The organism is Endozoicomonas montiporae CL-33 (assembly GCF_001583435.1).
Classification (GTDB): Bacteria; Pseudomonadota; Gammaproteobacteria; order Pseudomonadales; family Endozoicomonadaceae; genus Endozoicomonas_A; species Endozoicomonas_A montiporae.
The window spans coordinates 43,863-57,437 of record NZ_CP013251.1 but is presented as its reverse complement, the minus strand read 5'-3'; the positions used below and the strand labels follow the sequence as shown (position 1 = coordinate 57,437).

13 protein-coding genes are annotated in these 13,575 nt (G+C 47.3%); 9 read left to right on the top strand and 4 right to left on the bottom strand.

Annotated features, from left to right (window positions below; all coding sequences use genetic code 11):
- Nucleotides 1-28 precede the first annotated feature (28 nt).
- A complete protein-coding gene (locus EZMO1_RS00245; RefSeq protein ID WP_034879017.1) occupies nt 29-1,087 on the top strand; it encodes a PDDEXK nuclease domain-containing protein in 1,059 nt (352 codons plus the stop codon).
- A gap of 64 nt (nt 1,088-1,151) precedes the next feature.
- Here the strand turns inward: EZMO1_RS00245 and EZMO1_RS27905 are convergent.
- A protein-coding gene (locus EZMO1_RS27905; RefSeq protein ID WP_420809906.1) for an IS1 family transposase occupies nt 1,152-1,909 on the bottom strand; the annotation gives its coding sequence in 2 pieces (ribosomal slippage) (nt 1,152-1,642 and nt 1,642-1,909; 759 coding nt in all).
- Between the two features lie 320 nt (nt 1,910-2,229).
- Nucleotides 2,230-2,835: a hypothetical protein gene (locus EZMO1_RS00230; RefSeq protein ID WP_034879016.1), complete on the bottom strand. Its 606-nt coding sequence runs from the start codon at nt 2,833-2,835 to the stop codon at nt 2,230-2,232.
- A 261-nt stretch (nt 2,836-3,096) separates the two neighbouring features.
- Between EZMO1_RS00230 and EZMO1_RS00225 the strand changes: the two genes are divergently transcribed.
- Both EZMO1_RS00225 and EZMO1_RS00220 read left to right on the top strand, forming a co-directional pair.
- On the top strand, nt 3,097-3,360 hold the full coding sequence (locus tag EZMO1_RS00225) for a MarC family protein (RefSeq protein ID WP_051790573.1): 264 nt from the start codon (nt 3,097-3,099) through the stop codon (nt 3,358-3,360).
- Between the two features lie 271 nt (nt 3,361-3,631).
- On the top strand, nt 3,632-4,951 hold the full coding sequence (locus tag EZMO1_RS00220) for an AAA family ATPase (protein ID WP_160174117.1): 1,320 nt from the start codon (nt 3,632-3,634) through the stop codon (nt 4,949-4,951).
- A 36-nt stretch (nt 4,952-4,987) separates the two neighbouring features.
- Here EZMO1_RS00220 and EZMO1_RS00215 read toward each other — a convergent pair whose 3' ends face one another.
- Both EZMO1_RS00215 and soxR read right to left on the bottom strand, forming a co-directional pair.
- Nucleotides 4,988-5,809 carry an arylamine N-acetyltransferase family protein gene (locus EZMO1_RS00215; RefSeq protein WP_051790570.1) on the bottom strand — a complete coding sequence of 274 codons (822 nt, stop codon included), beginning with the start codon at nt 5,807-5,809 and terminating at the stop codon, nt 4,988-4,990.
- 104 nt (nt 5,810-5,913) lie between these two features.
- Nucleotides 5,914-6,411, bottom strand: a complete 498-nt coding sequence (soxR, locus tag EZMO1_RS00210; RefSeq protein WP_034879010.1) for a redox-sensitive transcriptional activator SoxR — start codon at nt 6,409-6,411, stop codon at nt 5,914-5,916.
- A gap of 181 nt (nt 6,412-6,592) precedes the next feature.
- Here soxR and EZMO1_RS00205 point away from each other — a divergent pair, with 181 nt between their 5' ends.
- The 6 genes from EZMO1_RS00205 (at nt 6,593) to speE (ending at nt 13,546) form a co-directional block, all read left to right on the top strand.
- The gene (locus EZMO1_RS00205; protein ID WP_082212325.1) at nt 6,593-8,212 is read left to right on the top strand and encodes a peptide ABC transporter substrate-binding protein; all 1,620 of its coding nucleotides are present in this window, start codon (nt 6,593-6,595) and stop codon (nt 8,210-8,212) included.
- Nucleotides 8,212-9,138, top strand: coding sequence for an oligopeptide ABC transporter permease OppB (gene oppB / locus EZMO1_RS00200; RefSeq protein WP_034879008.1), 927 nt, complete (start codon nt 8,212-8,214; stop codon nt 9,136-9,138). Before EZMO1_RS00205 ends, oppB begins: the two co-directional genes overlap by 1 nt.
- Nucleotides 9,138-10,082, top strand: coding sequence for an oligopeptide ABC transporter permease OppC (oppC, locus tag EZMO1_RS00195; protein ID WP_034879007.1), 945 nt, complete (start codon nt 9,138-9,140; stop codon nt 10,080-10,082). The genes oppB and oppC overlap by 1 nt, the downstream gene beginning before the upstream one ends.
- A 15-nt stretch (nt 10,083-10,097) precedes the next feature.
- Nucleotides 10,098-11,090 carry an oligopeptide/dipeptide ABC transporter ATP-binding protein gene (locus EZMO1_RS00190; protein ID WP_034879006.1) on the top strand — a complete coding sequence of 331 codons (993 nt, stop codon included), beginning with the start codon at nt 10,098-10,100 and terminating at the stop codon, nt 11,088-11,090.
- Nucleotides 11,083-12,075, top strand: coding sequence for a murein tripeptide/oligopeptide ABC transporter ATP binding protein OppF (oppF, locus tag EZMO1_RS00185; protein ID WP_034879005.1), 993 nt, complete (start codon nt 11,083-11,085; stop codon nt 12,073-12,075). The genes EZMO1_RS00190 and oppF overlap by 8 nt, the downstream gene beginning before the upstream one ends.
- Before the next feature lie 571 nt (nt 12,076-12,646).
- Entirely contained in the window at nt 12,647-13,546 is a 900-nt protein-coding gene (gene speE / locus EZMO1_RS00175; RefSeq protein ID WP_269077890.1) for a polyamine aminopropyltransferase, read from the top strand.
- Nucleotides 13,547-13,575: the final 29 nt, after the last annotated feature.

Sequence of the window (13,575 nt, the reverse complement as noted above, 5' to 3'; positions counted from 1 at the left end):
AAGAGCTGTAATTCACGAAAGGTGCCCCATGACCAATCAACCGCCTACTCAGCATTGTGAACGTTCAGAACTATTACAGGCCATCCGTGACGTTTTGAATCAGTCACGGGCTCAGCTGCAAAAGACTATCAATCACACAATGGTGCAGGCTTACTGGAACGTGGGACGGCTGATTGTTGAGGAGGAACAAAACGGAGCTGAACGGGCTTCCTATGGCAAAAAACAAATGGAAAGCCTGTCCCGTCAGCTAACTTCAGAGTTTGGTAGGGGCTTTGATGTTCGCAACCTGCGTAATATGCGCGCATTTTACCTGACTTTCCCAAAACGGAACGCACTGCGTACCGAATTAAGCTGGACTCACTATCGCCGCCTGATCCGCATTGATAATGCTCAGGCACGAGAGTGGTATATGCAAGAGGCCATTGAACAAAACTGGAGTGCAAGAGCCCTGGATCGGCAAGTGGGTAAACTCTATTACGAGCGCCTTCTGGCAACACAAAACAATCAGCAGGATATCAGACCGGTTCAGGATGAAGCTCTGGAAAAAACCTCAGCTCTGGCTACTCCCCCTCAGGATTACTTGCGCGATCCTTATGTGCTCGACTTTCTGAATCTGCCCTGTGGCCCGATTCTGGAAAGCAAACTGGAGCAGGCGCTAATCGATAACCTTCAAACTTTTCTGCTGGAACTGGGTAAAGGATTTGCCTTTGTCGAGCGCCAGCAACGAATCAGTACAGAAGATCAGGACTTTTATATTGATCTGGTGTTTTACCACTTCAAGCTCAAATGTTTTATGCTGATCGACCTGAAAATTGGCAAGCTCTGCCATCAAGACGTAGGGCAAATGGATACCTATGTCCGCATCTATGATCAGCATCGTAAGGATCGTGATGATAACCCCACTGTCGGTTTAATCCTGTGCAGCGAAAAAAGCGAAGCGGTGGCAAAGTATTCAATTCTGACTGACAGTAAGCAGCTGTTTGCCTCGAAATATCTAACCTACCTCCCCAGCGAAAAAGAGTTGCAGGAACAGTTGCAGCGGGAGCGTCTGATATGGCTTAGGGAAGAAAGCAAAGAGGAAGAGTAGGGCATTGAAGAAACGGGTTACTCTGGAAGGCTCTATAGGATAATTCGGTAGTGGGCCAGAACTGTTATATCGCGTGAATATTGACCCCAAACTCAACTTTATTAATCAATAATCCAATAACAATATCGTGCATCTTTTCGAGCTTTGAAAAACAAATTGTCTTTCTGGCCAACCGTTTAATCCAAGTCCGAAAATTAAGGTTTTTACGCTCTATCTTCTGAGTGTTTGCTTTACCAATAATATGCATGTTTTCATCAAGGTGTCGCTCATAGGCTCCCCAATCATCGGTGTAAAATTTATTAATACCAAATGGCTTCAGAAGTGTTTTGAGTTCTTTAAAAACTTCATCTTTCCGTTTTCCGAAAACATAAGCAAGCACGGTATTTGTAGCGTGATCAACAGCATACCAAAGCCAGCGTTGGTTCGATTTATCATGAACATACGACCACTGCTCATCTAGCTCAGCCTCTTGGCAGACAAGCCCTACATGAATAATTGCATCTGACTTGAGATCAATAGTTTGAATATTTGGGTTGACCTTTACCAGACCGCTTTCTTTTTTTTTAGAGTCTTTATTACTGTTGTCTTGCTTATTCCGAGTACTTTACTTGTATCCCTGATTCCGCTGCCATTTATTGCCATATCGATGATTTTTTCTTTAACGCCAGGCTCACAGGCCTTGTAGCGATATTCAAGCATGAAGGTTTTGATTTCACATTTGTCATTACAGCAATAGTATCGTGGAACATCATGAGTGCTGTATCCGAAAGGCCGAACTTGGTTACTGCCACATGTTGTACAGAGGACTTGCGTAAGGCACATTTTTAAACCGCATTTTTCAAAGTTGCCGAATGTCGTATTTTAGCAGACAGGGCTAGAATCACAGAACTGTGCCACTACCGGATAATTCAAATATCCCTACAATAGAGTATCTATGGGTATTTTGACCGGAAGCCTTTTTAGCACTTGCGGACTTAATTTGTTGATGCTCATAAATATAGATAACTATTTTTATATTGGCTCCCACCTAGAATCTGAAGAGTGGTTTTTAGTGAAGCACGAAGCACGACAGATAAAGTATAAATGTAGAATCCCAAAGAAGTGATAAGCCTGATTCTCAGGCTTATCACGTTAAATTACCTCTAAAAAGCAACGGCGCAATTACTGTAGTCAATTGGGTCAGCTTTTGTGCTCATAAACTTAAGTGGCCGTGTAGGATCAATGAGCAAATCACTTAAGCACAGTTTAGCGTTATTGTCGGTATTATAATTTGCTTTGTAGGTAATCCCTTTCTGAGGTTTATTTGGGTCAAACAAATAACCATCTCCGTAATACACCAGCTCTACACTGAGTTCACCCTGAGCTAAATTTTCGTCGTAGTCTGCTGTGTATTCCCAAATTCCGGCACTTGAATAGCTCATGGTTGGAGAACCAGAGCAGTTACTTGAATCATAACTAATCATATAAGCTGTGATTTTATCGCTTCCAAAGCCATAAACAGTTCGGGTTGAAAAGTAATCAGAAGACCGGCGGCAAGAAGGAATGATGTAGCAGCCGCGTATGTTTTCTCCATCGCCATCGCACTCAAATCCGAATTCAGTTGGATAGGCCGTGTTGGCAGAAGCCAGTAAATTTCTTATTTCAGATACGCTAGGGTTATGAGGGCGAGCCTCAGAATCTTTGTCACTATCACTATCGCAACCAGTAAGAACCAGCCCGGCAAGGACAATACTAAACAATTTTTTCATTTTACTTCCCTGAAAAAATATAAATTTTTGATTTTGCTGTGCTTATTTTGAGCAGTATTAAAATCAAGCGTCTTACGAAAAGACGCTTCCGATATGTTATTTACTGACTCATGCATTACATCGTAATAAAGCACCAGTTTTTTTTCATTGACTTAGCAACAATGATTTCTGATGTTATTGCTTATAATTGGCCATAAAGCAGACAAGTGCACACTCTATTCCGCTATTTCCTTCTGACAGACGGCGAGCCTTTTTGTGCCTATGGCAACACCACTCATTGCCGGGCCATCCATTCTTGCCACACTGATCCTTTTGGGTAATCAGAATCCCGGTGAAGAAGTTGCCCTGATCACTGCCGTGTTTGGGGCATGGCTGGTGAGTGCAGCCATTCTGGTGTGTTCAAACCGTATTATGAAGCTGCTGGGTAATCGTGGCGTATTCGCCATTGAGCGTCTGATGGGTATGATCCTGATCATGCTGTCTGTGCAGATGCTGATTAATGGTATATCAAGCTACATCGCCTGACATTTCCGCGATAAATGAAGAGGGACGCCCGTTTCTCTTTATTTATGAATGTTTATGAAATTAACAAAACGTCATTTTCATGAACAAAATATTAGACTATCCTTATGTTCATGAAATCGACATACCGCTTAATCCATGAACATAAAAAGGCATCACAATGAACCGCTTCGTGGGTCGGACAGAAGAAATTGAAACACTACTGCAGTCATTCAATGCTCACAAAGGCACATTGAATGTCATCAAAGGCCGTCGCCGAATAGGCAAAAGCACTTTGATAAAAGAGCTGCCCGCCCGAGACTCCAGAGTCACCCTGCGCTATCTGACATCGCCTCCACCAAAAAAGACGTTGACTGATGAACAGGAGAGAGCTGCCTACGCTGAACAGGTAAAACGCGAGTTTGATCTGCCCTATAAACCACCCCATGAATCATGGTCTGCACTGATCTATTTTATAGTCAGCCAGTGTTCTCACTCCCATACCATTCTGGCAATTGATGAAGTGAACTGGTTAGCCAGAAAATCTCCGACACCCATTGAGCACGTTCTATGGGAAGTCTGGGAGCGCGAGTGCGCCCATAAAGCCAATTTTATGATGATCCTGTCCGGCTCTCTGGCTTCCTGGATGGAGAAAAACATCATCGCGAGTGAAGGCTTTGTAGGGCGTATCTCAGTCAATATGGTATTGCGCGAATTGCCGCTGAATAACGTGCTTGAATTGTTTGGTTCAGCGCACAAAAAGCTTCCAAAACGGGACATCATAAAGTTGCTCTGCGCTTTTGGTGGAGTCCCGCTATACCTCAATCATATTGACCCAAACCTGACGGCTGAGGATAACTTATTGAAGCTTGCCTATAAGAGCACAGGCGCTTTTAACAATGAGTTTAATCAGATGTTCAATGAGTTGTTTTCTAATGAAAATAAAACCTATCGCGCCATACTCGAAGCCGTCGGCAACAGTGCATCTGCGTTGACTGCGAGAGAAGTAGCAGAAAAAATTGAGAAACACTACACAGGTCGGGTAAATCAGGCATTGTCAGACTTATGCGAGGTAGGCTTTCTTAAACAAGAACACACTTGGAATACCCGAACGACAAAATCCGGACGAGCGGCAAAATTCAAGATCGCTGATAACTATACAGCGTTTTTCTTCCGCTCTATTTCAAAGCAGAATGAGTTAGCAAAAAGGACAGGGCGAGAAACCGTTCCAGATAATCTAGCCAGCATTTTAGGGCTACAGTTTGAGAATCTTGTTTACAACAACACTTACTTCGTTTTAGAGAAATTACGCATCACAGACCCCATATTTGTCGGTGGCTATTTCCAGAATCAAACCCAGCGTCAGAAAGGTTGCCAGATAGACTTACTGATTCAAACCAAACATCGTCTGTATGTTTGTGAATGCAAGATGCTGGCTGGCAAAGTTCAGAAAAGCATCATTAAAGATATTAAGCAAAAAATAGCAAGGCTAACCCACGATAGCAGTTTGGCAGTATGCCCAGTTCTCATCCATGCGAATGGCGTGGTGAACTCTGTTGTAGAAGAGAATTATTTCAACCACATTATCGATATGTCATATGCTCTTCAACCCTGATGATTCTTGCTGAATCATCAGGGTTGGAGGTAACTTTTACAACGAATAATTCAGCCCAAAATCACGCTTTAGAACAGACAAATATTCCGATTCAGGAATGTCCTTATCAATGCGTTGCCCGTCATCACTTTTTTCAATCCAGAAGTAATCGGAAAACGTTATACGACTACAGGCTTTTGGTAAAGTCGCCAGACGCTTCTGACGAAAAATTGAATCCGGTGAATTCTGAATGTTGTCGCAGGCATCCTTAAAATAGCTGCGGGTTTGGGCTGGCAAAGCAGGCTGAATCGCATATCGGATTATCCAACCACCAGGCTGATCAGCATTCGGGCTTTCCCATTCACCAGGCTTCTGACCTTTGCCTTGATTAAGATCCCGAGCGAACAAACCCAGATGCCGCTCATCATAAGGCGCTATCTTGTACTCATAGCCTTCTGCGAAAGTGTTTACTGAGCCATCAATAGCCAGAGCACCACCAAAGTTTCTGCCATTACCCACATCAACCAGATATTGCCCATCACTAAAAGTAACGAGTACTGCAGCGTGCGTGAACACCGACAATTCTTTTTCCGGATCAGGATTCATTTCTGACGCAATCAACTGTGCATCAAATCCCATTGCCATCAGGGCATCATAAAACAAGGTATTGTTTTCGTAGCACACCCCTCCCAAACCACGAGTAACAATTTTGTCGAATACAGCATCGGATTCATAATTTATGCCCTGCCCAAGATGTATTACCAGATTCTCGAAAGGGACGGTATGCACAAAAGCGGTTTGCAATGCATTCAGGGTTTGCAGATTAATACTGACGTCACCTTGAAACTGTATACGTTTGAAAAAAGCATTAAGATCCATAATCAACCTCGACAACTATGCTGACACAAGGGGGGGGGAGTGATGTAATTCGAGGGCGATCATACAAATTAAAGTTAACTTTAAGTCAAGCTTAACGGACTTTGTTATTTTTTACGGGTTTTACCACCGGAGCTGATCTCGGCAAACAACTCTTCCGGCTCCTCCATCACATACCGTGCACCGGAACCATGAGACGCAACGGCATCATCCGGGTTCACCAGCTCGCAATGCTTCATGGAAAGGCAGCCACAACCAATACAACCGTTGAGTTGCGAGCGTAAACGCTGCATAACAGCAATGCGTTCATCCAGCTGTTTGCCCCAGTGTCGTGCCAGTTTGTCCCAGTCCTTTTTGTTCGGCGTGCGGTTCTCAGGCAGGTCAGCAAAAGCTTTGGCAATTTCTTCGAGCGTTACACCCAGCTTCTGGGCAATCTGAATAACAGAAATCTGCCGTAACATGGAGGGGTGATACCGTCGCTGATTACCCGCCGTCCGTATTGAACGAATAAGCTGTTTCGTCTCGTAGAACCGCAGGGCTGAAGGCGCAACGCCTGTCCGCTCGGCCACTTCACTAATTGTCAGAAACTTATCATTACGGCGCATCGGGTTAACGACTCAATCTAAGAAAAAGCAAGGTTACTACAATTCAAACGGTTATTTTCCCATACGACTCTTTTTTACTTGCATAAACCGATACTTGATCCATCTTCAGACATCTAGTTACATAGGCAGTAAGACTTGCCTGAGCCGTAATGCAATGCAGGTTAAGAGGAATAGAATAATAATGAAGTTTTTATCGATACTTGCGGCAACTGCCGTTATCACCACTCAACTGGTTCCTGCAGCACAGGCTGCCGTCGTTCCGGCAAGCACAAAGCTTGCTGAAGTTCAGGAACTGACGGTAGACAACAATGCCGAGCCAGCCTCTCTGGATCCCCACAAGGTGGAAGGCGTTCCCGGAGGGAACATCATCCGGGACCTATTTGAAGGACTGGTGAATCAGGACGCCGATGGCAACATTGTTCCGGGGCAGGCGGAAAGCTGGCTGGTGTCAGATGACAATAAGGTTTTCACCTTCAAGATTCGTGACAGTGCCCGCTGGTCGGACGGAAACCCTGTTACTGCTCACGACTTTGTTTACAGCTTTCAGCGGGTAGTTGACCCAGCTACCGCCTCCCGCTACAGCTGGTACATTGAAACCACCACAATGGCTAACGCCGCTGCGATTATTCGCGGAGAAAAACCACCTTCTACACTCGGGGTAAAAGCGTTAGATGATCAAAGGCTGGAAGTAACACTGGAACAACCGGTTCCTTACTTCATCAAAATGCTGGCAAATGCGACCACCTTTCCCGCCCATCGCGCCAGTATTGAAAAACACGGGGATGAATGGACCCGCCCGGGAAATATGGTGTCTAACGGTGCTTATGTGCTGGATCAGTGGGTGGTGAATGGCAAAATTGTTCTCAAGCGCAACCCGAAATACTGGAACGACAAAGAAACTGTCATCAATCAAGTGACCTACCTGCCCATCACTACCGACTCAGCCAAACTGCACCGTTATAAAACCGGTGAGCTGGATATGACCGGCACCGTGCCGCTGGAACATTACAAACGGCTGGTACAGAAAATTCCTGACGAGGTGGTTACGTCTCCGGAACTGGGCACTTACTACTACAGTTTCAATACCACCAAGCCTCCCATGAATGATGTCCGTGTTCGCAAAGCACTGTCGTATGCCATTAACCGGTCTGCCATCACTGATTACATTCTGGGTCAGGGGCAAAAGCCTGCCTATACGTTCACACCGGAAAGTGTCAGCGGCTTCACACCACCGGAAACAGACTACAGTAAGCTGAGTCAGAAAGAACGAAACCAGAAAGCAGCCAAACTGATTCGTGAGGCCGGTTATGGCCCCGACAAACCTCTGGAAGTGACGATTGTTTACAACACCAGTGAAGGGCACAAAAAATTAGCCATTGCCATTGCCCAAATGTGGAAACCCCTCGGGGTAAAAGTCAGGCTGGAAAATCAGGAGTGGAAAACCTTTCTTGATCTGAAACGCAATAACCGTTTTGAAATCGCCAGAGGTGGCTGGATGGGAGACTACAACGAAGCATCCAGTATGCTGGACCTGCATACCACCAGACATGGACAGAACGACAGTCGGTTCAGCAACAAGCAATACGACGTTTTGATGGCAAAGTCCCGAACGGCCGCCACAGACAAAGAGCGGAATAGCCTGTATTCAGAGGCTGAGCAGATTCTTGCTGAAGAAATGCCGGTCGCACCCATTTACCAGTACGTAAGCAGCAGGCTGATAAAACCCTACGTTGGCGGGTATCCCGTGAACAACGTTCAAGCCACTGTCTACACCAAAGACATGTATATAAAAGCGCATTAATGCTGTTATTTATACTCAAACGACTGGCGCTGGCTATTCCTACGTTGTTGATACTGGTGACACTGTCGTTTTTTCTGATCCAGACCGCACCGGGCAGCCCGTTTACCGGTGACTTTAATATGCCTCCGGAGATTCTTGCCAATCTGGAGGCAAAGTATCATCTTGACGAGCCTTTGTACCGCCAATATTTCTATTACCTCTCTGACCTGCTAAAGGGCGATCTGGGTCCTTCATTCAAGTATATGGATTACTCCGTCAATGAACTGGTTGCCCAAAGTCTGCCCTTGTCCATCAAACTGGGATTAACGGCATTTATCGTCATGGTGATTGCAGGCGTTGCTCTGGGCACTCTTGCGGCTATCCGTCAGAATACATGGGTCGATTATCTGGTCATGAGTTTTTCAATGACAGGTGTCGTACTACCATCGTTCGTTATTGCGCCAATTCTGGTGCTGCTGTTTGCGGTGACGCTAGGCTGGCTACCAGCCGGAGGATGGAACGATGGCCACTGGAGTAGCATGGTGTTACCCGTAGCGTCGCTGACCATTGTGTACATTGCTGCTGTTGCCCGCATTATGCGTTCGAGCATGATTGAAACCCTGAACAGTCCATTTATAAGAACAGCCAGAGCCAAGGGGCTTCCAACTCACCGTATTATTCTGCGACACGCACTGAAACCTTCATTGCTTCCAGTGGTTTCTTATCTTGGGCCCGCTTTTGTCGGCATTATTACCGGCTCGGTTGTTATCGAAACAGTCTTCGGGCTACCGGGCATCGGGCAGCATTTTGTTAACGGCGCCCTGAATCGTGACTACTCGCTGGTGCTGGGTTTAACCGTCATCGTAGGTGCTCTGACCATTTTGTTCACCACACTCGTCGATATACTGTATGGGCTGATTGATCCAAAAATCAGAATAAAACACTAATGGTAAAAAAGACGTCCATTAATACGCCATTGAGCGGCCAGAGCCAGACCGCTGTAGAGCAGTTTTCCGAAAGGCTTGGAGAACAGAGTACTGTGGCCGGACGAAGCCTCTGGCAAGACGCCCGCCGTCGTTTTCTGAGTAACCGTGCAGCGGTTCTGAGCATGACAACGCTGCTGGTGATTTTGCTTCTGGTTCTCTTTGGCTCCTCCGTCAGCCAGTACACCTTTGATGAAATTGACTGGTCGTACATGGCGGCTCCCCCTTCGCTGGAAACAGGGCATTACTTCGGCACCGATCATCTTGGACGCGATTTATTTGTTCGCACTCTGGAAGGCGGACGAATCTCGTTTATGGTTGGTATTCTTGGCGCACTGGTCGCCGTGATTATCGGTACGGTTTATGGTTCCATTGCCGGCTATCTTGGTGGACGTGTTGATGTGGTCATGATGCGAATGATCGAGATTATGGAGTCTTTTCCGTTTATGTTTCTGGTGATTCTGCTGGTGACGTTTTTCGGTCGCTCCATTCTTCTGATCTTTATTGCCATCGGTGCTGTGTCCTGGCTGGACATGGCGCGTATTGTGCGTGGACAAACACTCAGTCTTAAACGACGGGAGTTTGTGGAAGCTGCCATTATCAGTGGTGCCAATACCCGCCAGATTCTGTTTCGTCACCTGATTCCCAACCTGTTAGGCATCGTTGTCGTTTATGCATCGTTGCTGGTACCGGGCATGATTCTGTTTGAGTCGTTCCTGAGTTTTCTCGGGCTGGGCGTGCAGGAACCCATGACCAGCTGGGGCGCTCTGGTGAATGAAGGCGCCCTGACCATTGAGGTCGCTATCTGGCAACTGATGTTTCCAACCGCATTTCTGGTGATAACGCTGTTCTGTTTTAACTTTATTGGCGACGGTCTTCGGGATGCCCTGGATCCAAAAGAACGATAGGGCAGGGGGTAAGGAATGAACCTGTTAACCGTTAACGATCTGGATGTTCGCTTTGACACCCCTGATGGGAAAGTGGTGGCCGTGAACCGCCTGAATTTTTCTTTGCAAGCGGGCGAGACTCTGGGGCTGGTTGGCGAGTCGGGGTCAGGCAAAACACAAACGGCTTTTGCCCTGATGGGGTTGCTGGCAAAAAATGGCTCGGTGTCAGGTTCTGCTTTTTTTTCCGGTCAATACTCTTCAGGTCAAAACCTGCTGGCTTTGTCCGATTCGGATATGAATAAAATCAGGGCAAACCAGATTGCCATGATTTTTCAGGACCCGATGACCTCTCTGAACCCTTATATGAAAGTGGGACCTCAGCTGATGGAGGTTTTGCAATACCATAAAGGTATGGATAAACGCGCTGCTTTTGCCGAGTCTGTGAGAATGCTCGATGCAGTAAAAATGCCGGAAGCCCAAAAGCGGATGTCCATGTACCCTCACGAGTTTTCCGGAGGTATGCGACAGCGGATTGTTATCGCCATGGCGTTACTTTGTCAGCCCAAACTGCTCATTGCCGATGAACCAACAACGGCTCTGGATGTGACTGTTCAGGCGCAGATCATGGCACTGCTACAGGACCTGAAACAGGACTTCGGCACGTCTATTATTCTGATCTCTCATGATCTGGGCATTATTGCCGGACTCTGCGACAAAGTACTGGTGATGTACGCCGGTCAAACCATGGAGTACGGTGCAACTGACGATATTTTTTATCGCCCGTCTCACCCTTACACACAGGCATTACTGACTTCCATCCCCCGAATTAACAGTGAAGCCAGAGAGCTGACGTCCATTCCCGGTAATCCGCCCAACCTGTTGAATCTACCTCAGGGTTGCCCGTTTCAGGAACGTTGTCAGCACACATTAAGCCATTGCCAACGTTCACGCCCTGAACTTCAAACCTTTGAAGGTCAACGACAAAGAGCCTGCTTCTGGCAGCCCGAGAGCAGGAGTACAGATGGATAACCTGACATTACTTAGTGTTCGTGACCTCAAAGTACATTTCCCTGTGAATAACCATCGATCGTGGCCGTGGCAAAAACCCTCTGCTCTCAAGGCCGTTGATGGTATTAGCTTCAATCTTGCAGCGGGCGAAACCCTTGGCATTGTTGGAGAATCCGGCTGTGGAAAATCAACACTGGCGAGAGCGATTATTGGTTTGACCCCCGTCACGGCTGGCGAAGTGATATGGCAGGGACGAGCAATTAATGGTTTGAGCAATAATGAACGCCGGGAAGTTCGGCGACATATTCAGATGATTTTTCAGGACCCGCTGGCCTCACTGAATCCTCGCATGACCATTGGTGACATCATTGCCGAACCCGTTCGTAATTACTGTCCGGAACTGGCTGAGTCTGCGATTCAGCAACAGGTTAAAGCCATGATGGACAGGGTAGGACTGCTGCCAAACGTTATGAATCGTTATCCCCATGAGTTCTCCGGTGGTCAGTGCCAGCGGGTGGGCATTGCCCGGGCGCTGATGCTGAAGCCAAAACTGGTGATCTGCGATGAGCCGGTCAGTGCGCTGGATGTATCAATTCAAGCTCAGGTCATCAACCTTTTGCAGAGTTTGCAGCAGGAAATGGGGCTGGCACTGCTGTTTATTGCTCACGACCTGAGTGTGGTGAAACACATTAGCAACCGCGTCATGGTGATGTATCTGGGCAGGGAAATGGAATCAGCCACCTCACAACAATTGTATACTCACCCCAAACATCCTTACACACGGGCTTTGCTGGCATCTGTACCAATACCTGATCCGCAGCTGGAACGAAGCAAGTTGCAAAATCACTCCATTCAACTGCTTGATGGTGACCTGCCATCCCCTGTTAATCCGCCCTCAGGCTGCGTCTTTCGAACCCGCTGCCCGATGGCTGAGGCCGATTGTGCCCGATCAGAACCCGCTTTCAGGGCGATAGGTGATCACCGGGCTGCCTGCCCAAAAACCTGAACTGCGGCAATCCGCATGGCGCTCATCTATATTTGTTCCACTTTTTGCTTGTCTTTAAATGGGTTCAAAGGTTTAATTCGCCACTTTCTTAAATCTTGCTTAAACCTTGCCCCAAGCAACCTGAGGAACTTATGGTTCTCGAAGTCTGAACCGTACGTTGACTGCCACCGGCTTTCTTTATACCCGGTAACAAACGTGCGGACCTTATTGTGGAGTGATTCTGATGTACAATCCAACCTGTATACTGGCACTGTTTCCCCGGCCAGCCCGAAATGCATCTCTGCATTCAGACTCAGTGATCAACGTCATCAACCGACTTCGTAAGGCTTCGTCGCGCCAGAGTAACCCGTCCTCATTCTGCTTCTGGTTATACACCTACCCCTGATTTCGCTGCTTTCTGACAAAGCAGGCGAGAACCGCTTCCCGTTTTTACTGTCTACTCTCTTATCCCGCGCTCAGGCTGCTGGGTGAGTTGTGATTTTTCATTGCTGTAGAGCAACCTCCATCTTCCGGTTTGGCGAGGCTGCCTGTTTGCAGCAATGGCTTTTTTAAAGGGCTGTTAAAGGATTCAATGATGCACAAAGACAACACTTATCTGGAAACCCTGTACTCCGGTTACGGACAAAGTTTCACCGTTGACAAGGTACTGTTCGAAAACAAGACCGAACATCAACACCTGATTATTTTTGAAAACGCCGTCTTTGGCCGGGTTATGGCGCTGGACGGTGTGATTCAGACCACAGAAAAAGACGAGTTCATTTACCACGAAATGTTGAGCCACGTACCCATTCTCGCTCACGGCAATGCCAAGCGAGTTCTGATCATCGGTGGTGGTGACGGCGGTATGCTGCGTGAAGTGCTGAAGCATAAGAGTGTTGAGCACGTGACCATGGTTGAAATCGATCAGGCGGTTGTGGATATGTGCAAACAATGGCTGCCCAACCACTCTGCAGGCTCCTATGAAGACCCGCGCGCTAACCTGGTGATCGACGATGGCGTTAAGTTTGTTAACAACGTCGAAAAGGCCGCTGACAACAGCTTCGATGTGATTATCTCCGACTGCACCGACCCGATTGGTCCGGGTGAAGTTCTGTTCTCCTCCGATTTCTACAGTGGCTGCAAGCGCCTGCTGACCGAGAAAGGCATTTTTGTTGCCCAGAACGGTGTGCCCCTGATGCAGCTGGAAGAAGTGGAAACCACTGCCATGCGCCTGGGCAGCTACGTTAACGACTGCCATTTCTACGCAGCAGCAATCCCGACTTATGCCTGTGGCGTAATGACTCTGGCCTGGGGAACCGACGACACTCAGGCCCGCAAAGTCAGCGTGGAAGAACTGACCCGTCGCTTTGCAGCCAGTGGCATTTCTACCCGCTACTACACACCTGCGCTGCACCATGGCTCTTTTGCACTGCCGCGCTATGTTGAAGAAGCGATTGAGAAAGCAGAAGCCGCGAGAAAAAGTGCCTCGTAAGAAATAAGTTAAAAAGGCGATGTCTTTTC

Excerpts from the sequence above, each read along its gene's own strand:
- oppB (WP_034879008.1), top strand. The coding sequence starts at position 8,212 with ATGCTGTTATTTATACTCAAACGACTGGCGCTGGCTATTCCTACGTTG.
- soxR (WP_034879010.1), bottom strand. The coding sequence starts at position 6,411 with ATGCGCCGTAATGATAAGTTTCTGACAATTAGTGAAGTGGCCGAGCGG.
- oppC (WP_034879007.1), top strand. The coding sequence starts at position 9,138 with ATGGTAAAAAAGACGTCCATTAATACGCCATTGAGCGGCCAGAGCCAG.
- EZMO1_RS00245 (WP_034879017.1), top strand. The coding sequence starts at position 29 with ATGACCAATCAACCGCCTACTCAGCATTGTGAACGTTCAGAACTATTA.
- EZMO1_RS00215 (WP_051790570.1), bottom strand. The coding sequence starts at position 5,809 with ATGGATCTTAATGCTTTTTTCAAACGTATACAGTTTCAAGGTGACGTC.
- EZMO1_RS00225 (WP_051790573.1), top strand. The coding sequence starts at position 3,097 with ATGGCAACACCACTCATTGCCGGGCCATCCATTCTTGCCACACTGATC.
- EZMO1_RS00230 (WP_034879016.1), bottom strand. The coding sequence starts at position 2,835 with ATGAAAAAATTGTTTAGTATTGTCCTTGCCGGGCTGGTTCTTACTGGT.
- speE (WP_269077890.1), top strand. The coding sequence starts at position 12,647 with ATGATGCACAAAGACAACACTTATCTGGAAACCCTGTACTCCGGTTAC.
- EZMO1_RS00190 (WP_034879006.1), top strand. The coding sequence starts at position 10,098 with ATGAACCTGTTAACCGTTAACGATCTGGATGTTCGCTTTGACACCCCT.
- oppF (WP_034879005.1), top strand. The coding sequence starts at position 11,083 with ATGGATAACCTGACATTACTTAGTGTTCGTGACCTCAAAGTACATTTC.
- EZMO1_RS00205 (WP_082212325.1), top strand. The coding sequence starts at position 6,593 with ATGAAGTTTTTATCGATACTTGCGGCAACTGCCGTTATCACCACTCAA.